The 18,953-nt window shown below is 36.7% G+C and carries 18 protein-coding genes and 1 pseudogene; 16 read left to right on the top strand and 3 right to left on the bottom strand.

What is annotated here, in order from left to right:
* Window positions 1-183 precede the first annotated feature (183 nt).
* Window positions 184-609, top strand: coding sequence for a VOC family protein (locus OSJ91_RS14570; protein ID WP_350298895.1), 426 nt, complete (start codon window positions 184-186; stop codon window positions 607-609).
* 485 nt (window positions 610-1,094) lie between these two features.
* Here OSJ91_RS14570 and OSJ91_RS14565 read toward each other — a convergent pair.
* Window positions 1,095-1,192: pseudogene (locus OSJ91_RS14565) on the bottom strand (hypothetical protein); the annotation flags it as partial.
* A 218-nt stretch (window positions 1,193-1,410) separates the two neighbouring features.
* Between OSJ91_RS14565 and OSJ91_RS14560 the strand changes: the two are divergent.
* Window positions 1,411-2,190, top strand: a complete 780-nt coding sequence (locus tag OSJ91_RS14560) for a hypothetical protein (RefSeq protein WP_350298894.1) — start codon at window positions 1,411-1,413, stop codon at window positions 2,188-2,190.
* Between the two features lie 252 nt (window positions 2,191-2,442).
* On the opposite strand, the gene OSJ91_RS14555 is transcribed toward OSJ91_RS14560, so the two are convergent.
* Window positions 2,443-3,075 (bottom strand): 2OG-Fe(II) oxygenase, encoded by a 633-nt coding sequence (locus OSJ91_RS14555; protein WP_350298893.1) that lies wholly within the window; start codon window positions 3,073-3,075, stop codon window positions 2,443-2,445.
* A 470-nt stretch (window positions 3,076-3,545) separates the two neighbouring features.
* Between OSJ91_RS14555 and OSJ91_RS14550 the strand changes: the two genes are divergently transcribed.
* The 6 genes from OSJ91_RS14550 (at window position 3,546) to speD (ending at window position 10,118) form a co-directional block, all read left to right on the top strand.
* Entirely contained in the window at window positions 3,546-4,721 is a 1,176-nt protein-coding gene (locus OSJ91_RS14550) for an acyl-CoA dehydrogenase family protein (RefSeq protein WP_485889918.1), read from the top strand.
* 208 nt (window positions 4,722-4,929) lie between these two features.
* Window positions 4,930-6,084 (top strand): betaine/proline/choline family ABC transporter ATP-binding protein, encoded by a 1,155-nt coding sequence (locus OSJ91_RS14545; protein ID WP_350298891.1) that lies wholly within the window; start codon window positions 4,930-4,932, stop codon window positions 6,082-6,084.
* 12 nt (window positions 6,085-6,096) lie between these two features.
* Window positions 6,097-6,750, top strand: a complete 654-nt coding sequence (locus OSJ91_RS14540; protein ID WP_096339448.1) for an ABC transporter permease — start codon at window positions 6,097-6,099, stop codon at window positions 6,748-6,750.
* 11 nt (window positions 6,751-6,761) lie between these two features.
* Window positions 6,762-7,679, top strand: a complete 918-nt coding sequence (locus OSJ91_RS14535) for an osmoprotectant ABC transporter substrate-binding protein (protein ID WP_350298890.1) — start codon at window positions 6,762-6,764, stop codon at window positions 7,677-7,679.
* Between the two features lie 17 nt (window positions 7,680-7,696).
* Window positions 7,697-8,359 (top strand): ABC transporter permease, encoded by a 663-nt coding sequence (locus OSJ91_RS14530; RefSeq protein WP_350298889.1) that lies wholly within the window; start codon window positions 7,697-7,699, stop codon window positions 8,357-8,359.
* Window positions 8,360-9,281: 922 nt separating this feature from the next.
* A complete protein-coding gene (speD, locus tag OSJ91_RS14525) occupies window positions 9,282-10,118 on the top strand; it encodes an adenosylmethionine decarboxylase (protein WP_485889917.1) in 837 nt (278 codons plus the stop codon).
* 23 nt (window positions 10,119-10,141) lie between these two features.
* On the opposite strand, the gene OSJ91_RS14520 is transcribed toward speD, so the two are convergent.
* Window positions 10,142-11,167: a YeiH family protein gene (locus OSJ91_RS14520; RefSeq protein WP_485891902.1), complete on the bottom strand. Its 1,026-nt coding sequence runs from the start codon at window positions 11,165-11,167 to the stop codon at window positions 10,142-10,144.
* A 133-nt stretch (window positions 11,168-11,300) separates the two neighbouring features.
* Here OSJ91_RS14520 and OSJ91_RS14515 point away from each other — a divergent pair, with 133 nt between their 5' ends.
* The 8 genes from OSJ91_RS14515 to OSJ91_RS14480 all read left to right on the top strand — a co-directional run bounded on the left by OSJ91_RS14515 (window position 11,301) and on the right by OSJ91_RS14480 (window position 18,952).
* A complete protein-coding gene (locus OSJ91_RS14515) occupies window positions 11,301-12,194 on the top strand; it encodes a selenium metabolism-associated LysR family transcriptional regulator (protein WP_485889916.1) in 894 nt (297 codons plus the stop codon).
* Window positions 12,195-12,432: 238 nt separating this feature from the next.
* Complete coding sequence (locus OSJ91_RS14510; RefSeq protein ID WP_485889915.1) at window positions 12,433-13,338, top strand: hypothetical protein; 906 nt, start codon at window positions 12,433-12,435, stop codon at window positions 13,336-13,338.
* A gap of 545 nt (window positions 13,339-13,883) precedes the next feature.
* Entirely contained in the window at window positions 13,884-15,806 is a 1,923-nt protein-coding gene (locus OSJ91_RS14505; RefSeq protein WP_485889914.1) for an asparagine synthase-related protein, read from the top strand.
* Window positions 15,807-15,820: 14 nt separating this feature from the next.
* Window positions 15,821-15,946 (top strand): paeninodin family lasso peptide, encoded by a 126-nt coding sequence (locus OSJ91_RS14500; RefSeq protein WP_413017964.1) that lies wholly within the window; start codon window positions 15,821-15,823, stop codon window positions 15,944-15,946.
* Window positions 15,947-16,036: 90 nt separating this feature from the next.
* On the top strand, window positions 16,037-16,975 hold the full coding sequence (locus OSJ91_RS14495; protein ID WP_485889913.1) for an aldolase: 939 nt from the start codon (window positions 16,037-16,039) through the stop codon (window positions 16,973-16,975).
* Complete coding sequence (locus tag OSJ91_RS14490) at window positions 16,968-17,267, top strand: lasso peptide biosynthesis PqqD family chaperone (protein ID WP_350298884.1); 300 nt, start codon at window positions 16,968-16,970, stop codon at window positions 17,265-17,267. Before OSJ91_RS14495 ends, OSJ91_RS14490 begins: the two co-directional genes overlap by 8 nt.
* Window positions 17,268-17,300: 33 nt before the next feature.
* Window positions 17,301-17,756 (top strand): lasso peptide biosynthesis B2 protein, encoded by a 456-nt coding sequence (locus OSJ91_RS14485; RefSeq protein WP_350298883.1) that lies wholly within the window; start codon window positions 17,301-17,303, stop codon window positions 17,754-17,756.
* Window positions 17,757-17,770: 14 nt separating this feature from the next.
* The gene (locus OSJ91_RS14480) at window positions 17,771-18,952 is read left to right on the top strand and encodes a nucleotidyltransferase domain-containing protein (RefSeq protein ID WP_485889912.1); all 1,182 of its coding nucleotides are present in this window, start codon (window positions 17,771-17,773) and stop codon (window positions 18,950-18,952) included.
* The last annotated feature ends 1 nt before the right edge of the window (window position 18,953 follow it).

The following is an 18,953-nucleotide window of genomic DNA, read 5'->3' as shown; positions in this document are numbered from 1 at the left end:
TTAACAAACCAAAATAATTGATAGTTTCCAGTGAATTTTTGTTGACGAACACATGTTCTTTATTATAAAATACAATCATGGGTAATAATGGTATAGTGGTTGTTTCCACTGACCAGTTCAAAAGGAAACTTTGAATTTGAGTTACGCTTTATAAAAATTTATAGCAAAAGGAGCAATTTAATTATGACCATGCGATTATCTCCATATTTAATGATGAACGGAAATGCGAAGGAAGCGATCCAATTTTACGAACAAGCATTGGATGCAAAAGTCCTTTTTAATCAATCTTTTGGAGAAATGCCAGAAAATCCGGAATTTCCTCTGCCAGAAGAAGCAAAAAATCTTGTGGCACACGCAATGTTAAGGGTTGGGGAAACGGACCTCATGTTTTCCGATACGTTTCCAGGTCAACCCAGTCAATCTGGAGATCAAGTCACGATCTGTATTTCAATAAACGATATTGAAAAATCAAAAAGAATCTTTGAAACTTTGTCTCAAGGCGGAGAAGTGAAAATGCCGCTGCAGGAAGCTTTTTTCAGCCCTGCATATGGAATTGTAACAGACAAATTCGGTGTAACCTTTCAAGTGTATACAGAGGGTCAACAATAATCTCTAGTAAAATAATAGCAGCTGCTTTGGTGAATATTAGTTACAACTGTTATTAAAGGCTCTTTTCGTAAAGATTGTTGTTTTTAAAACGAAACTATTTAAGGTTGATTGGAGCGGAAGTGCGAGACTCCTGCGGGAGCAGCGGGACAGGTGAGACCCCACAGGCGTTTACGCCGAGGAGGCTCACCGCCCGCCCCGCGGAAAGCGAGCATCTGGAGGGGAAATCAACCACACCGCACTACTTAGTAAATAGCAACAAAGTATGCGAAAACAGCTTTAATAAAAAACCCAATTTCTCAATTTTATATCACTGAGGGATTGGGATTTTTAATATTGGTGTGTATCCTTAACATTACTGCTTATGGAATTATAGGTATGATACCTATCGCTTTTCCCATGCTGTCTAAGTTCATTCCGGCGGTAGGATATCATGTCAGGTAAGACCACGTTTATGTATTATATAGGCCTTCAGAAAGATTCCAAAATAAAACACTTTTCCTCCGGGTCAATTCACGTGCTTTCTTCACTGCCATACGGGCTCTCGCTGTCATTTGTCCTTATCTACAATTTTCCGTGCTCCGTTCTGGTCCACTTTTAACTTTGATACCTTATCGTTATCTCTCTGTGATATTCGTCATATATTCTTCATCTGTTTGTTCTTTGTTTAGAAAATGGCTATGCTATCATTTAAAACATTGGCATACAAATTAGCCGCATTGTTTGTAAAATATATTCCTTTTAATAGGCTAATATCAATCGAAGTAATATTACATTGCGTAATAAGGGGGAAGGGGGAACAACGTGAACACAGATCAAGCTTTCGACCTGTTAAAGGATGCAGGAGTAACAGAAAGCAGCAGTATACAAACTGTTAGACGCTGGCTTCGTGAAGGTAAGATTAAATATGAGGGAGGAAACGGGATTAGAAAAACTGGATACATAATGGATGACACAGATCAAGCATTTGAAATGTTAAAAGATGCAGGAATAACAGAAAGTAATAGCTTACAAACTGTTAGGCGCTGGCTTCGTGAAGGTAAAATTAAAAAGGCGGGAAACGGAAAGAGGAACACTGGATACATAAGCGATGAAACTGCTTCAAAGCTGGCTATAAATGATTTTATAGATCAAAATAAGGACGAAATCATACACCGATTAAAATTGAAAATACAAACTCAAGATAAGCATATAGAAGGAATCGAAGAACTTCATGAAACTGCAAAAAGAATATTGATTCAGCAAAGGGATATGTTCAAAAAGGAAGTTGCCATACTAAAGAATGAGAAAAGTGAATTACAGAATGAAACAAAGGATTTATTAAAAGAAAATATTGAATTACGTAATGAATTGATAAAATTAAAAGAAAACATCAGAAATAATTACAATATTGACTCCACTGCTCAATCAAATGATTATAGTAAAAAATTAGGGCTTTCTAAAATGGCGAGCAATAAAGAAGTGTTAGCAGAATATAAAGGGTTATTAAAAATAACTCATCCTGACCATAATGGCAACGCGAAGGTATTTCATTACATTAAGACTGATTACGATAATTTTAGAAAGAGCAACAAAGGTAAATGAGAGTGTTTAAATAATACAAAGTATGATCAAATCAAACTTAACGAGAATTCCAGGGAAAAAGCATGTTTTGAAACGAATCGATTGTTTAGGATCCAGAGCGCTATGAAGTTCAAGGGAACATTAATATTTTGATTCCATTCGTTTGGCCATTTTAAATAAACAGATTCCAAATGAACAAATAGGTGCCTCAGTTCATTTGGCACCTAAAATTGAAGCATTTATAGTCCAGCGTTTACATTATCAAGCTGCTGACTATTTTTTTTGTCTCCTCATCCATTGTGTTGCAACCCATTTTTCACCAGTGATAACTGGCGCTCCACTGTGTAAAGTTAGTTCGTTTAGGTTTTTATCGTTATAGAAATATTCGAAATATACAGCCATTCCTTTTCGAGGTGACACTGAAAAATTCAATTTAGGAAAAAAAGTTTCCCCTCCATGCTCCACATCATTTAAATACATGATGATTGTGCTAATTCTATTATTTTTTGCTGCCAGACTTGTAGATGTAAAAAAATCAAAATGAGCTTTATATTCTTGACCAGGAGTATATTTAAGAATTTGAATACCATCTCCATGTTCAATGGGGATATTCATGATGGTTGATATTCTTTTTTCAATTTTGGTTATGATATCAAATTCATTTTCTTGAAAAAACATGCTACTGCTTGTTCTTATTTCATTTACCTCGTGTGTAACTCCAATTTTGGAACGGTGCATTTTGTCTTTTGACAATCTAATAAGTTCGTCACATTCATCCTCACTTAAAACATTTCCTAAAACTACAATTAGAGGTTCTTCTAATCTAGCAATTACGTTAATTTCTCGATCTTCTGTTATAATTTTATTTCCAATATGATTAAAGATGGTTTGTTCTTTAACTGTCAACTTTCATCGACTCCTAAAAGAATGAATTTTCCGAACAATTAGTTTCTGTAAGCGGTTTCCCTGTTAATTATACCATAAACGTTGTTATATAACTGTTTCTTATTCTGCTAACATCTATATTGAGATAATTTAATTGAACAATTTGTCGAAAATATGGGATATGGGATTTAAAAAAGAAGTCGTGTTAATTTATTCCAATCAGTATTCCAAAAATAACCTCGGTAGAATATATGATAAAACCATATTCAAAGCAGTTAAGTAATACATAATTAAAATGGTAAAAAATAGATTTGTTAAAGGGAATTCAATACTTTTGTTGAACATGAATATTGTGGAACATTTTTACTGTTTGATGATGTGTTCTTGTAATCGTTTACATCTGGGCATTTAACATATTTTCGTGGGAGTGATTATAGGTTATTTTCACATTGATGTATTTAACAAAACCATTAGCGAATGGAGGTTAACCCATGGTTAGCACGATGGCAATCAATAAAGATGATTCCCGTTCCTTCCTAACGGAAGAGCACTTATTATTTAAACAATCAATTCGTGAATTCCTCGCCAAGGAGGCTGTCCCCTTTTATGATCAATGGAAAAATGAAGGGGGGATACCTTGCTCGTTTTGGAAAAAGATTGGAGATAATGGATTTTTATGTCCGTGGCTTGATATGGAATTCGGTGGGTTAGGAGCAGATTTTGGATATTCAGTTGTGCTGGCAGAAGAATTGGAAATGGTTGGATCAGCCTTAGGGGGAATATCCATTCATTCGGATGTTGTAGCCCCTTATATAGCTTCATTCGGAACAATAGATCAAAAACAAAGGTATTTACCAAAGTCCATTACAGGAGAAATGATTTCCGCATTTGCATTCACAGAGCCGGGAATGGGTTCGGAAATAGCGGATATTCAAACCACTGCCATCAAGAAAGATGGATATTATATTGTCAATGGAGCTAAAACGTTTGTCATAAATGGCTTTACAGCTGACTTCATGATAGTAGCATGCAAAACTGATCTTAATGCTGTTCCTTCTCAGGACGGAATCAGTTTGCTGCTCATTGATAAAGATACGCCAGGGTTTTCACGAGGAAGAAAGCTTGGTAATGCAGGACAGGGAAGTTCAGACACAGCCGAGCTTTTTTTCGATGATGCTTTAGTACCTGTTGGCAACCTCCTTGGTGAGGAAGGGAAGGGTCTTTCATATGTCATGCAAAAACTGCAGCAGGAAAGACTAATATGTGCGATCAGGTCCTTAATCGCAGCGAAAGACATGCTTCACTTAACGATGAATTTTATAAAAAGACAAAAAGCATTTGATAAGAAAATAAGTAAATTTAAAAATGCACAGTTTACCATTGCTGAAATAGCGACCGATATTCACCTGGGAAGGACGTTTGTTGATGGGTTGATCTGTAAACATATGACTGGGGAGAATATCATTACTGAAGTATCGATGGCTAAATATTGGATAACAGAGATGTCTAAGCGAATATCTGAAAAGTGCATGCAGTTACATGATGGATACGGATATATGGAAGACGATAAAATTACCCGGCGTCACCGGGACATTCCTTTGTCAACATTCTTTACAGAGACAGATGAAACAGTAAAAATTCTGATTGCTAAAAATATCGGGTTTTAATTCATTATTAATACTTTAAATCAATCAACTGCCTCAATTAAAATGAGGTGGTTTTTTTATACCATTTTTTCAATATAATTACATATGACTAGTTTTTTAAATAAAAAGGTTTATACAGCTTATCTTATGGGTACAAGAGACTGTGCATATGAAAAATTAATATATTTGTAAAATTTGTAATTGTATGCGAATGATGGAGGTGCTTGTTATGTTAAAAATCGAAAATGTATCGAAAATCTATAAGGGAGGAAAGAAAGCTGTAAAGAATATTTCTTTGGATATTAAAAAAGGGGAGTTCATTTGCTTCATTGGTCCGAGTGGATGTGGTAAAACAACGACAATGAAAATGATTAACCGCCTTATCGAACCATCTGAAGGCAAAATACTTATTAATGGTGAAAATATCATGGATAAAGATCCAGTCGAGCTAAGAAGACAGATTGGGTATGTTATCCAGCAAATCGGACTTTTCCCTCACATGACGATTCTAGAAAATATCACCCTCGTTCCAAAACTTCTTAAATGGGATGAACAGAAGAAAAAGGAACGCGCAATGGAATTACTAAAGCTTGTCGATATGGGACCCGAATACCTGGAAAGGTATCCTTACGAATTGAGCGGCGGGCAGCAACAAAGGATAGGCGTTCTCAGAGCACTTGCTTCCAATCCTCCACTCATTTTAATGGATGAACCTTTTGGTGCACTAGATCCAATCACCCGCGATGCCCTTCAGGAGGAATTTAAAAATCTGCAGCGCACACTTGATAAAACAATCGTTTTTGTTACCCATGATATGGATGAAGCCATTAAGCTAGCCGACAGGATCGTCATCTTAAAGGCTGGTGAAATAGTCCAAGTGGGAACACCGGATGAAATCCTAAGAAACCCGGCCAATGAGTTCGTTGAAGAATTCATCGGCAAAGATCGATTGCTCCAAACAAGACCGAATGTTGAGTTGGTCGAACAAATCATGAGTCGAAACCCTATATCCATTACAGAAGAAAAATCCCTTACCGATGCTATAACGATAATGCGGGAGAAAAGAGTCGATTCTTTACTTGTGGTCGATGAGCAAAATGTTTTGAAAGGGTTCGTAGATGTTGAAACGATCAGTGAATATCGAAAAAAAGCTAAATTTATCAGTGAAGTCATTAATACTGAAATCTATTCAGTGAAACAGGATACTTTAATCCGTGATTCCGTTCAAAAGATTTTAAAGCGAGGGTTCAAATATGTGCCGGTGGTTGACCAGAATAAACATTTGGTCGGAATTGTCACTAGGGCAACATTGGTCGACATCGTATATGACAGCATCTGGGGAGAGGAAGAAAATCAAATGGCAGAAATGGCAGAAATGTTTTAGGAGGTGAATCAGATGGAAGCTTTGCTCAATTTTTTACAAACGAACTGGCAAGAATTGATTTTTAAGGCATGGGAGCACTTATATATATCCATGATCGCTGTTTTCCTCGGAATAATAGTTGCTGTACCATTAGGGATCATGTTGACCCGAATGAAAAGGAGCGCTTCGATAATAATCGGAATTGCAAACATAATGCAGACACTGCCGAGCCTTGCAGTCCTGGCCTTTTTCATTCCTTTCCTCGGCGTTGGGAAAACACCCGCAATAATTGCGTTATTTTTCTACTCTGTTTTACCCATACTCAGGAATACATACACAGGCATTAAAGGCGTGAATGAAAATCTGCTGGAATCCGGCCGCGGCATCGGAATGACAAGCTGGGAGAGAATTCGTCTGGTAGAATTCCCGCTGGCACTTTCAGTCATTATGGCTGGTATCCGTACGGCTTCCGTCTATTTAATCGGGTGGGCCACCTTGGCTTCTTTTATTGGAGGCGGAGGACTTGGAGATTACATTTTTATCGGTTTGAATTTATACCAAACAGAATATATCATCGCAGGTGCAGTTCCGGTAATCATCATGGCTATCCTTGTGGATTATGTATTCTCGATCATTGAACGAAAAGTCGTTCCAAAAGGATTGAAAGGTATGAAGGAAGTTGCTTGAGGAGGATTACCATGTATAAAAAAATGAGACGTACAATTTTAATGGCCCTTTTAGTTTGTTCATTAATGATCACCGGTTGTTCTTTACCTGGTTTAGGGTCATCTTCTGAATCTACTGTCAAGATCGGTGCCCAAAGCATGACCGAATCCGAAATTCTTGCGAACATGATTGCTCAACTCCTTGAAAGGAATACGGAACTTGATACGAAAATCATCAAAAATCTAGGTTCCAATTTCGTTCAGCAAAAAGCGATGGAGACCGGTGATATAGACATTGCCGCAACTCGATATACAGGGACGGATTTAACGAGTGTCCTGGGACAGGAAATCGAAAAGGATCCAGTAAAGGCGATGGAAATTGTTCAAAGGGAATTCAAAGAACAATATGGGTTCAAATTTTTTGATTCCTATGGGTTCGATAACACGTATGCCTTTACGATTTCAAATGAATTGGCTGAGGAAAAAGGGTATCAGAAAATATCTGATTTGGAAAAGGATGCAGATCATTTAAGGTTAGGTGTAGATAGTGCTTGGCTGAAAAGAAAAGGGGATGGTTATAGAGGGTTCGTCGATACATATGGATTGGAATTTGGGGAAACTTATCCGATGCAGATTGGCCTGGTATACGATGCAGTCAAAAATGGACAGATGGATATTGTTCTTGCATACTCATCAGACGGACGGATTAAGGTTAATGATTTGAAGCTTTTAGAAGACGATAAACAATATTTCCCACCATATGACTGTTCACCGGTCGTTACCGAAGAATTATTGGAACGATATCCTGAGATTGAAGATGAACTTAATAAGTTAATTGGCGAAATCACTACTGAAACCATGCAGGAACTGAACTATGAAGTTGATGGGAACTTGAAGGAGCCATCGGTCGTAGCTTCAGAATTCCTTAAAGCACATAAATATTTTGAATAAATGGGAGGTGCAAACTAATGGAAACCTTGCAACAGCTGGGAACTTATTATTCACAGAATTGGATGTATGTACTTACTGAATTTTATCGCCATTTTTTAATGTCAGCATATGGGGTTTTATTTGCAGCAATTGTAGCCATCCCGATAGGCATTTTCATCGCTAAACATAAGAAATTGAGTAATTGGGTATTTTCGATAACGAATGTCATACAAACCACACCAGCATTGGCTATGCTCGCACTCTTGATGCTAGTAATGGGGTTAGGAACAAATACAGTAATCTTATCATTGTTTTTATATTCCTTACTGCCGATCCTGAGGAACACTTATGTCGGTATTACAAGTATAGATCATGCTTATTTAGAATCTGGAAAGGCAATGGGGATGACGAAGCTGCAGTTACTAAGAATGGTCGAACTGCCATTATCTCTGTCTGTCATCATGGCTGGCTTACGTACAGCGCTTGTCGTTGCAATTGGAGTAACTGCTGTCGGTACATTCGTAGGGGCAGGCGGACTGGGGGATATCATTGTCAGGGGAACGAATGCTTCAAATGGAACGGCAATCATACTTGCAGGAGCAATCCCGACGGCAATGATGGCCATTCTCTCAGATCTTATACTCGGATGGCTGGAACGAATTCTTTCACCGATAAAAAAGAAAAAAATTCATACTGCATAGAACAAAATCAAGACAATAAAAGAGCCAATGCTGATGAAACGGCTCTCAATTTCTAGGCAAAAGGGGTTCGGAATAAAAAAATTCCGAACCCCTTTTAAAATTCCCTTTGGTTTTCTGTTGCATCTGCGAAAACACGCTCGTTACTTTGCGTTTCGCATATATAGGTTTTACATCTTGATGATTCCCGCAGATAATCTGCTTCTTCTAATAAGCTTGCCAGATGCCGTGTCACTACCTTTTGATGGTCTTTGCTTTCTGTACATCGTGATAAAGATGAGCATGTTGCACTAATTTGTTTTGGCGATACTCGCGATAACCTTCTTTAATTGTTGAGTAATTAAAAATTTCGTCCGAAGGGGCAAAGGTAACATTAACAATTAAAGTGTTTATCGTAAACAAAGTCATTTTTGATGCGAAAGAATCCTTCTTTTGTGCGAGAACGTGTATAGGGGGAAAGCAGGTGTGATTTCTTCGTTTAATAGAATCTTTCCTCAAGTGATGTTTCCAAAACAACTGATTTGAAGCAACGCCTTCAACTCTCAGGTATGTTTTCTATCTATATTTTATAACAAAGTTGATTGGAGCGGGTGTGCGAGACTCCTGCGGGAAAAGCGCGTCTAGGGGAGACCCAGCAGGCACAAGCCGAGGAGGCTCCCGGACCGCCAGCGGAAAGCGAGTGCCTGGAACGGAAATCAACGTTCAAAATGTAAGCCATAAAGAAACTATAGGCAAAATCATTTTAACGGTTGTCTACAGACTCAGAGCCAATGCTGATGCAATGGCTCTTTTTATCAGGTTTATATACCAGAAAATAACTTTTTCCTTTTAGAAGATGGAAGTTGAGCCCTGTCTGCTTAGTTTTTTATTTCAGAAAAAGGGTAACTATAAGGATAGTGCTAAAAAAATATAAGGGGAATCAATCATGAAACTTACACCAGAGCAGCGTATTGAACTTCATGGCTTTAATAATCTTACGAAATCTTTAAGCTTTAATATGTATGATATTTGTTACACAAAAACCAGGGAAGAGAGGGAGGCCTACCTGGATTATATCGATGAACAATATAATGCAGAGCGGCTTTCGAAGATCTTGCACAATGTTGCGGATTTAATAGGGGCGCATGTTTTAAATACGGCCAAACAGGATTATGTCCCTCAAGGCGCCAGTGTAACCATTCTTGTTTCAGAAGGACCTGTCGTCGAAGTACCTATGGGGACTTATGAGGAATCACCAGGGCCTTTACCTGATAATGTGGTCATGCAACTGGATAAAAGCCATATTACCGTACATACATACCCTGAATACCACCCAAATGAAGGCATTAGCACATTCAGGGCCGATATCGATGTCTCTACTTGTGGAGAAATATCACCTCTTAAAGCCCTTAATTATCTCATTCATTCCTTCGATACCGACATTATCACGATCGATTACCGAGTGAGAGGCTTTACGAGAGATAAAGATGGGCGGAAATTGTTTATTGACCATGATATTAATTCCATTCAAAACTATATTCCTGATGAAGTAAAGGGTTTATATGACATGATTGATGTGAATGTATACCAGGAAAATATATTCCATACAAAATGTAAGCTGAAAAGATTTGATATTAATAATTACTTATTCGGTTATACAGAGGAAAAGCTGAATAAAGAGGAAAGGCAAGAAATTATAGAAAGGCTTCAAACGGAGATGGATGAAATTTTTTTTGGTGCCAATGTTCCGCATCCAATAGAAAAAAACAAGCATGCCGATTAAGGGATGCTTGTTTTTTTGAAAAGTTAATTTAAATGGAATGCCTGCACCAATACATACCCGAGGCATGTCAATAAGATAGAGCCGATCAGTCCAGCTAAAAAAGGTTTACCTCCATATTTTCTAAAAGTTACAAGGTCAATATTCAATCCTAGTCCTGCCATGGCCATAGCCATGAGGATATAGGAAAGCATAACAAGTTTATCAGCTAAAGGTTCAGGAACTGCACCAGTAGAGTAAATGGCACTCATTATTAAAAATCCAAAAATGAACCACGGTATCTGAATGGAATTCCAGGAAAATTTCTTTCCGGTAACTGTTGATCGGTCTTTCCAATTCATGATGAACCCAATTAAAATGGCAACGGGAATGAGCAGTGCCACCCTTGTCAATTTGACCACCACTGCCAAGTCGACTGCCTCATTTCCCCCTGGAGCTGCTGCAGCGATGACATGAGCAATTTCATGGAGTGTCGCACCCGAAAAAATACCATATCCTTGATCGGATAACTGCAATAATGGATATAGGATCGTATATCCGAAAGTGAAGGTTGTGCCTAAAACAGCAACCGTCGCTACAGCTATTGCTGTATCTTTTTCCTTTGCTTTTATTTGCGAGGAAATTGCCAGGATGGCAGCAGCTCCACAAATTCCCGTTCCGCAAGCTGTCAATATGCCAAGTTTTTTCTCAACTTTAAATAGGCGGGTCAATCCATAAACTACTAATATACCAAATGCAAGACTAATGGCACCAACTGCAAATGTTTTCGGACCGGCATTAAAAATATCCTTTAGGTTCAAGCGCATGCCCAATAAGATAATGCCCACTCTCAAAAGGACTTTACTTGAATAATTTGTCCCTGCAACGGCGTAGGCTGGGACGCCAATTAGCGATTTCCAAACAACACCAATCAGTATCGCAATGACTAACTGTCCCATTATATGAAGGAATGGAAGCTCTGCTAAGTATTTTGCTGCAATGGCAATTAGCAAAGTCAATGCTATTCCTTTTGTAAATCCAAGTTTTTTAGTTATAACGTTTGTTTGTTCCAGTGTGATCACTCCATCTATGTTGATGCCTTAACTTTAAAGCTTAATTAAAAATAAGTGAAATATATTTTTGCTATTTCAATGATTACTTCTACTTATGATAAAATGAAACGCATAGGTAAATAGGGAGGGAACCATGGATCCATTAAAAGTATTCGTAACCGTAATCGAACAGAAAAACTTTTCAAGAGCAGGGGACATTCTGAACCTGTCGCAGCCAGGAGTCAGTCTTCACATAAGGAATCTGGAAAATGAGTTAGGAACGAAATTAATTTATCGTTCTCCCAAACAAGTTCAAATAACAGAGCCGGGAAAAATTTTGTATAGACATGCAAAGCAAATGCTTAATCATTATGAGACAGCAAAAAGAGAAATAAATGAATTTAATAACGTGGTTAGCGGAACGATGAAAATAGGTGCAAGCTTCACGATAGGGGAATATTACCTTCCAAAAGTATTGGCAGAATTTGCGGCTCAATATCCGATGGTGGACATACAAATCATCATCTCGAATTCAAATGATGTCATTCAAGGAATACGTTCGAATAAGCTTGATATCGGGTTGATTGAAGGTGAAACGGATTATAAAGATATAAATGTCAGACCATTCATGAATGACGAGATGATAGTTGTCGTCCCCCCTGATCATCCACTTTCACAGATGGATCTCATCGAGGGCACCTTGCTCCAAAACCAAACATGGGTACTAAGGGAGCAAGGATCGGGAACCCGTACATATTCCGATAAACTTCTCAGCAGTCTGGAGTTAGACATAAAGAAAACCTTTATTTTCACCAGTATCCAAGGAGTGAAAGAAGCGGTGATGGCTGGGCTTGGCATTGCCCTTTTATCCCGATTGACTGTACAAAAAGAATTGAAGTCCAATGAATTGAAAACCTTCCATTTGAAAAAAGAGCCCATTATAAGACCTTTTTCGATCGTGAAAAAGTTGGACTTCGAAGCATCAAAAGCCATGGAGTTGTTTTTAAGGAAAGTCGAAGAATTTGCGATAAAGGGCCGTCCTAAATAAAACCTTAAACATTTGCTCATCCTTTCATTTTCAATGAAGAGGTTGGGCATTTTTAACGACGAAATATCATTAATTTTAATGAAAACGTCGAAAGTAATTTGGAATATGTCAATGATTAAACGAATTTTACGTATTTTAACATAATAGCAAACATATAAATTTAATAGGCAGTCTCCAGGAAGTTCTAAGTCCCTGTAGACTTTTCCTGATATTAATAATCTTAAAAGGAGCAACCACATTGGCTATAGAGGAGCAGAAAGATAAACGGATTTCTGTTTTCGACAGGATTATTGGATTCATGCCGAAATTTTATGTGATTGGAACAATTTTAATTTTTGTTTATACGCTAGTTGCGATGGCTCATTTAGGTATCCAAACTTTGAAAAAGCCAGAGGAAACCGTTGTACCTGCCCCCCCTGTTTCTCAAGGCTTTGAACATACATTGATATCGTTAATCATCGAACCGATCGTAACATCTGAATTTTATCAAATCATCTTTAACACGTTATTTCTTTACCTAGTTTGGATATTGCTTTTCCTATTAGCACCGATTGCTTTTTACCGTTTAAAACACTTTAAATTTTTTAATATCGAAATTGAAATTGAAAAACAAGATGCAGCCGTTTATGAAGTATTCAGCATGAGCAGTTCAAAAATGAAATTTGCTGCGTATTTAACATCCGAGGAATTTCAATTGGAGATATCAGAGGAAATTGCCAACAGCAAGGATTTTAAAGCACCCTTAGTCTATACATTGGACTGTGCCGTGGATTTTTATTCCGATCAATTAGGACTTTCCTTTACCTATGATATCTATACCCTGAACCAGTTCAAAAAAGCAAAGCTGCCTAAATCCATCAAAACGATGCTTGATAAGTCGATTCAAACCGGCGATCCGTGCATTACGAATAAAAGTAACAGCGATAGTGAGTATTACAAGAATTTCCTTCTTTTTTATTTCGAAAACATGGACGGGAAATTCGTCACTGTCTTAAATAGTTATCAAACTGAATTCGATACATTCGATAAATCACTGCTAAAAATCCTGCAAAACGTCATTTACGATTACTATTTACAATATAACTATATTTACGAAGCGAGCGAGAAGTTGGAAAAGAATGAAACCATTTCCCATAATAATTAAAAAAACCACCCTACAAGTGGTTATTTTTTTTGGAAAGGTGATTGTTAATTATATTTTGGACAATTTCATTGTTTCCAATGAGCTCAGACGATTTATTGACATGCTGTTCCCTAAAATCCATGTTCTTTATTTTCTTAGACTTTTTCCCATTTTTAAAATTATTGAAGGCATTTAAAAAAGCTATCTGAATCACTCCCCTTATAGATTAGTATATTCATATTATGGATAAAATTTCATGAAAAACCTCAATTTATTAAAAAATGTTAATGTTGTTTCCTTTATGATGTTCCGCGTTCAATATAGTATTAAAAGATGATTTCCGAAAAATAAAATAAATGTCAATAAAAAAGGCAAATCAAAATATTCGTAAAATATATTTGTTGTATATTGACAGTTGATTAACGAAGGTGGTACTTTATACATAGGCGTTCTTTATAAAGAACGAATATTGAAAGCTTACAAGAATTATGGTTTGGGAAGTTCTTTTTTAAGTACATATCATATGATGTATTTTATCTTGAGCATTCACCGGCAGGAGGAAAAATATGAGTGCAATCGCTGGCCTCTATCATTTAAACCAAGAACCAATCAATCTCCATCATGGGGATATATTAATGAAATCATTACATAAATTTCCGGCAGACAGCATTCAAATATGGAATGATGAGAGAGTCCTATTTGGCTGCCATAATCAATGGATTACCCCTGAATCGGTGAATGAAACTCTGCCATTTTATGATTATGCCAGACAGCTTGCCATTACCGCCGACGCAATCATTGATAATCGGGAAGAATTATTTGAACGATTACAGGTTAAGAATTCTGACCGACTGAATATGACGGATAGCCAATTGATTCTGCTTGCCTATTATAAGTGGGAAGAGGAAACACCAAAGTATTTGGTTGGTGAATTTGCTTTCATGATTTGGGATCAAAAACAACGCAAATTGTTTGGAGCTCGTGACTTTTCAGGAAGTCGCACTCTTTATTTTTTTAAAAATCAAGATAAATTAGCATTTTGTACTACGGTTGAACCGTTGCTTAATTTGCCATATATAGAAAAGAGATTGAATGAGGAGTGGTTATCGGAGTTTTTGGCCATTCCCATTAATGTGGAATCAGTAGATTCCTCTTCAACAGTTTATCAAAACATTAAACAGATATCCCCTTCACATTCAATAACGATCATTGATGGAAATATAACGTTTTCACGTTATTCCTTTATTAAAAACGAAGTGAAGCTAAAGTTAAAGACTAATGAAGAATATGAGGAAGCTTTCAGAGAAGTTTTCGATAAAGTAGTGAGATCCAAATTAAGGACCACATTTAATATTGGTTCACATTTAAGTGGAGGACTGGACTCTGGATCCGTCGTTAGCTTTGCAGCCAGGGCTTTAGATGAGCAAAAAAAACAGTTATATACATACAGCTATGTACCAGTTGAGGATTTTGTCGATTGGACTCCTAAAAGCAGAGTAGCTGATGAAAGGCCTTTCATTTCTTCTACTGTTGAACATGTAGGAAATATCAGGGATCACTATTTGGATTTTAAAGATAAAAGCCCTTTATCAGAGGTGGATGATTGGCTTGAAGTGCTAGAAATGCCTTATAAATATTATGAAAATAGTTTTTGGTTAAAAGGAATTTATGAAAAAGCTGCACAAGAGAATATCAGGGTGCTACTAAATGGTCAAAGAGGTAATTGGACCATATCATGGGGACATGCTTTAGACTATCAAGCTAGTTTATTAAAGCAGTTTAAACTGGTTCACTTTTACAAAGAATTACATTCATTCTGTGAAAATCATGGAGTGAACAAATCAAGAGTTATGACAGAGGTAAGAAAAAAAGCCTTCCCATCATTATCATCAGCAGGAGAACCTTATCCAATGTTAATAAACCCTGAATTCGCAAGAAGAACGAAAGTATTCACCAAATTAGAAGAACATAACATTGATGTTAAAGGTACCATTAGACAAAATGTTTTTACTATGAAAAGAACTCAATTTGAACAATTATACTATTGGAATATCAATGGGAATATTTCCACCAAGCTATCCTTAAGACATTCTATAGCTGAACGTGATCCAACTAACGATCTGCGTATCATCCAATTTTGCAATTCAGTTCCAGAATCACAATATGTATTAAATGGTCAGGATCGCTCCTTAATAAGAAGGGCCACTAAGGACTATCTGCCTGATAATGTTAGGCTGAATAATAAAACGCGCGGAATACAAGGATCAGATGGAATTCATAGGATGGCATTATCATGGAGTTCTTTCATAGATGAAATGCATAGTCTTAGTAAAGATGAAGTCATGTCCGAATTTTTAAATATGGAGGAAGTTAGAAAAGCACTTAGTAGCGTCGAACAAAACCCTCTTCCAGAAAAAGTGTTTGATGATGATTTCAGGATTTTAATGCGAAGCATAATCGTGTCACGATTTATAAAAAAACATTTTTGAAGGGAGGTGAAACGATGAAACAAGAATGGGAAAAACCAAAATTAGAAATACTTAATGTTAATTTGACAATGGCTGGACCAGGAAGGAGACTTCCGGATGCGGTTCAACCAGATCCGGATGATCCGGTAAAATACAGTTGAGTTTCATTTAAAGAGGATTAAAGCCCTTACACCTTGAAAGTGTAAGGGTTTCTATTGAAAAAAGTGATGATATGTTTGGAGTGAAGAAGAATGTTAAGCACCAAAAAAACATATACGTATACCACATTTGGGTTAATTGTAGAAAGTGAACTGCCCCTACCTGAATTAGAGCAAGTAACAGATAAAGAGAGGGAAGTAGATTTAACGATCACAAAGAAAGATTTATCAAATGTTTGGTCTGAAATAAACCCTTTAAATAGTAGAGGTTTTATCGTTGAAGGAAATCAGGTTATGTTCGAAGTGCCGGGACTCGCTGTTTTTTTAATAGAAGGTGGGAAAACCATTACGTTTTCAACTTACGGCAATGATAACGACGATAAAATTCGGCTTTATATTTTAGGAAGCTGTTTAGGAATTTTATTGATGCAAAAAAGGGTATTGCCACTGCATGGAAGTGCAATAGCGATTGAAGGAAAAGCATATGCTTTTATTGGTGAATCAGGAGCTGGCAAATCTACTCTAGCTTCCTCTTTCGTAAACAAGGGGTATAAACTTTTAAGTGATGATGTAGTGGCAATATCTCTAATGGAGGAAAACCAGCCATGGGTTAACCCCTCATACCCTCAACAAAAGTTATGGCAGGAAAGTTTAAACGCTTTTGGATTGAATTCAACTGATTACCAACCTTTATTCGATAGGACGACAAAATTTTCGATACCAGTGCAAGCAGACTTCTATAACAAACCTTTGCCACTTGGAGGGATATTCGAATTAGTTGGTGCTGATATAGAATCGATTGAACTTCAAACTATTGAAAAGCTTCATCGATTTCAAGTAATGCACGAACATACCTATAGACGATCTCTAATTGAAAGAATGCATATGATGGATTGGCATTTCAAGATTTGTGCAAAGTGTATGAATTCCGTGCCGATTTATCGATTAAGTCGTCCAACCTCAACATTCACAGCCCACGAAATTGTAACCACGGTTCTAAGTGTAATTAAAGGAGAGAAAATAAATGATTAACGCATCAGTTCTATCAAAAAATAAAGTAATTACTCAAAGTCAGGGAAATATTGTTAGTGATATGGATGGGGAATTGGTCATGCTTAGCATTGAAAAAGGGAATTATTATAATCTGGGAGTTCTAGGTGGGGAAATTTGGAGTTTAATTGAAAAACCAATTATAATTAGTGACTTACTAGATAAATTGATTTCACAGTATGACGTCAGTCAACAAGAATGCGAAGAAGAAGTGTTATCGTTTTTAAGTGATTTATATAATGAGGGGTTAATTATCTTACCAGCTGAAATTTAAGCATTTATATTCCAGTTTATATAGGGGCAAAATATGAATCTTTATAAAAAAATTAACACGTTCATATCATTCAATAGGAGCATGAAGGGGTTATTGTTTGAAGCTTTATTTTTTTTAGCAGTGGGCCGTATTTTTAAATTGTTTCCATTTATTAAGAGTGCCCGATTACTGGGAAACCACATGGAAGAAACCAGCTATTCTATAAAATATTTAGATAAAGAAGTAATCAAGAACATTTCAGATGCCATACATATCATGAGCCGTTATACATTCTGGGAGAGCCAATGTTTAGTTAAGGCGGTAGCTGGAATGAAAATGCTTGAAAGAAGAGGAATGGAAAGTACAGTTTACTTTGGCACGGCAAGAGATGAAAAAGGTGATTTGATTGCTCATGCTTGGTTGCGGAGTGGTCCGTATTATGTAACGGGCGCAGAAGAAATGGGTAAATTCATTGTTGTCGGGAAATTCGCTAAAACAAAAAAAGCTTAAAAAGAGGGAATTAAATGAATGACAAAACCAATTTCGATTCTTCAAGCATATCTAATGAATTAAAGTTTTTATTGGATTGTCTGAAAAGTGAAACAAACAAGCAGTCTCCATTTAATGTAGAACAAAACATTGATTGGAATTTGTTCTTGAAACTAGCCAGGCATCATCGGGTTTACCCACTTATTTATCCAAAACTAAAATCCGCAAATTATATTCCTGCACCTATAACTCAATCGATGTACTACGATTATCAAAAAAACACCTTTAAAATGTTAAAGCTAAGTGGGGAAATCGAAAGAATTTCTCGAGTTGTTTTTGAAAATGAAATTTCCACGCTTTTTTTAAAAGGACCTATACTGGCAGCTGACTTATATGGAGGTATATCCCAAAGGACGTCAAGTGATGTTGATATTTTGGTTAACATCGATGATCTAGAAAAGATCGAGTCCCTTTTAATTCAAATGGGATATGTAAAAGATGAATATATACAAACCGTATTAAATGATTGGAAGTGGCGCCATCATCATTTTGTCTATTTTCATACCGAGAAAGAGATTAAACTTGAAATTCATTGGCGTTTAAACCCAGGTCCAGCCAAGGAACCAACTTTTAATGAATTATGGCTAAGAAAAAGGGTTAGCTCACTAACTACTTCATATCCGATATATTGTTTAGGTAATGAGGATCTCTTTTTATTTCTAACTTCACATGGGGCACGTCATGGATGGTCACGCCTTCGCTGGCTAGTGGATATCGACCGACTTTGCCAAAAAAAATTGGATTGGGATAAAATCATTAGCCTGCTAAAAAAATATCAATATATGCATGTTGCAGGTCAAACATTAGTCCTGACTTCCCAATTGTTAAATACACCGATATACAAGGAAGTAAACGATCTTACATTAAAATACCGTTCCAATCGATTGGCACAAGAAGCACTATTTTATATTAAACGATTCATTAACCTTCATGATGAACCACTATCTGAAGAGATTGCTAGTTATCATAAAAAGCATCTATTTTCACTCATGTCATTTCAGAATAAACTGTTATTCATCCTCAGTTTTCTTCATCCTTATTTTGAGGATACAAAAACCTTGCCGTTGCCTCAAAAGTTCCATTTTTTATATTTTCCTTTGAGGCCTTTTTTATGGTTTTGGAGAAAAACGAGAATACGAAATGTCATAGGAGGATAAG

Source organism: Bacillus sp. T-10(2022) (assembly GCF_056502895.1).
The sequence above is the reverse complement of the archived record's forward strand: the minus strand, read 5'-3'. Positions and strand labels throughout refer to the sequence as shown.

What these genes read in the sequence shown, in the direction of transcription:
- OSJ91_RS14570 (WP_350298895.1), top strand. Translation starts at nt 184, where the DNA reads ATGACCATGCGATTATCTCCATATTTAATGATGAACGGAAATGCGAAG.
- OSJ91_RS14550 (WP_485889918.1), top strand. Translation starts at nt 3,546, where the DNA reads ATGGTTAGCACGATGGCAATCAATAAAGATGATTCCCGTTCCTTCCTA.
- OSJ91_RS14545 (WP_350298891.1), top strand. Translation starts at nt 4,930, where the DNA reads ATGTTAAAAATCGAAAATGTATCGAAAATCTATAAGGGAGGAAAGAAA.
- OSJ91_RS14540 (WP_096339448.1), top strand. Translation starts at nt 6,097, where the DNA reads ATGGAAGCTTTGCTCAATTTTTTACAAACGAACTGGCAAGAATTGATT.
- OSJ91_RS14535 (WP_350298890.1), top strand. Translation starts at nt 6,762, where the DNA reads ATGTATAAAAAAATGAGACGTACAATTTTAATGGCCCTTTTAGTTTGT.
- OSJ91_RS14530 (WP_350298889.1), top strand. Translation starts at nt 7,697, where the DNA reads ATGGAAACCTTGCAACAGCTGGGAACTTATTATTCACAGAATTGGATG.
- speD (WP_485889917.1), top strand. Translation starts at nt 9,282, where the DNA reads ATGAAACTTACACCAGAGCAGCGTATTGAACTTCATGGCTTTAATAAT.
- OSJ91_RS14515 (WP_485889916.1), top strand. Translation starts at nt 11,301, where the DNA reads ATGGATCCATTAAAAGTATTCGTAACCGTAATCGAACAGAAAAACTTT.
- OSJ91_RS14505 (WP_485889914.1), top strand. Translation starts at nt 13,884, where the DNA reads ATGAGTGCAATCGCTGGCCTCTATCATTTAAACCAAGAACCAATCAAT.
- OSJ91_RS14500 (WP_413017964.1), top strand. Translation starts at nt 15,821, where the DNA reads ATGAAACAAGAATGGGAAAAACCAAAATTAGAAATACTTAATGTTAAT.
- OSJ91_RS14495 (WP_485889913.1), top strand. Translation starts at nt 16,037, where the DNA reads ATGTTAAGCACCAAAAAAACATATACGTATACCACATTTGGGTTAATT.
- OSJ91_RS14490 (WP_350298884.1), top strand. Translation starts at nt 16,968, where the DNA reads ATGATTAACGCATCAGTTCTATCAAAAAATAAAGTAATTACTCAAAGT.
- OSJ91_RS14485 (WP_350298883.1), top strand. Translation starts at nt 17,301, where the DNA reads ATGAATCTTTATAAAAAAATTAACACGTTCATATCATTCAATAGGAGC.
- OSJ91_RS14480 (WP_485889912.1), top strand. Translation starts at nt 17,771, where the DNA reads ATGAATGACAAAACCAATTTCGATTCTTCAAGCATATCTAATGAATTA.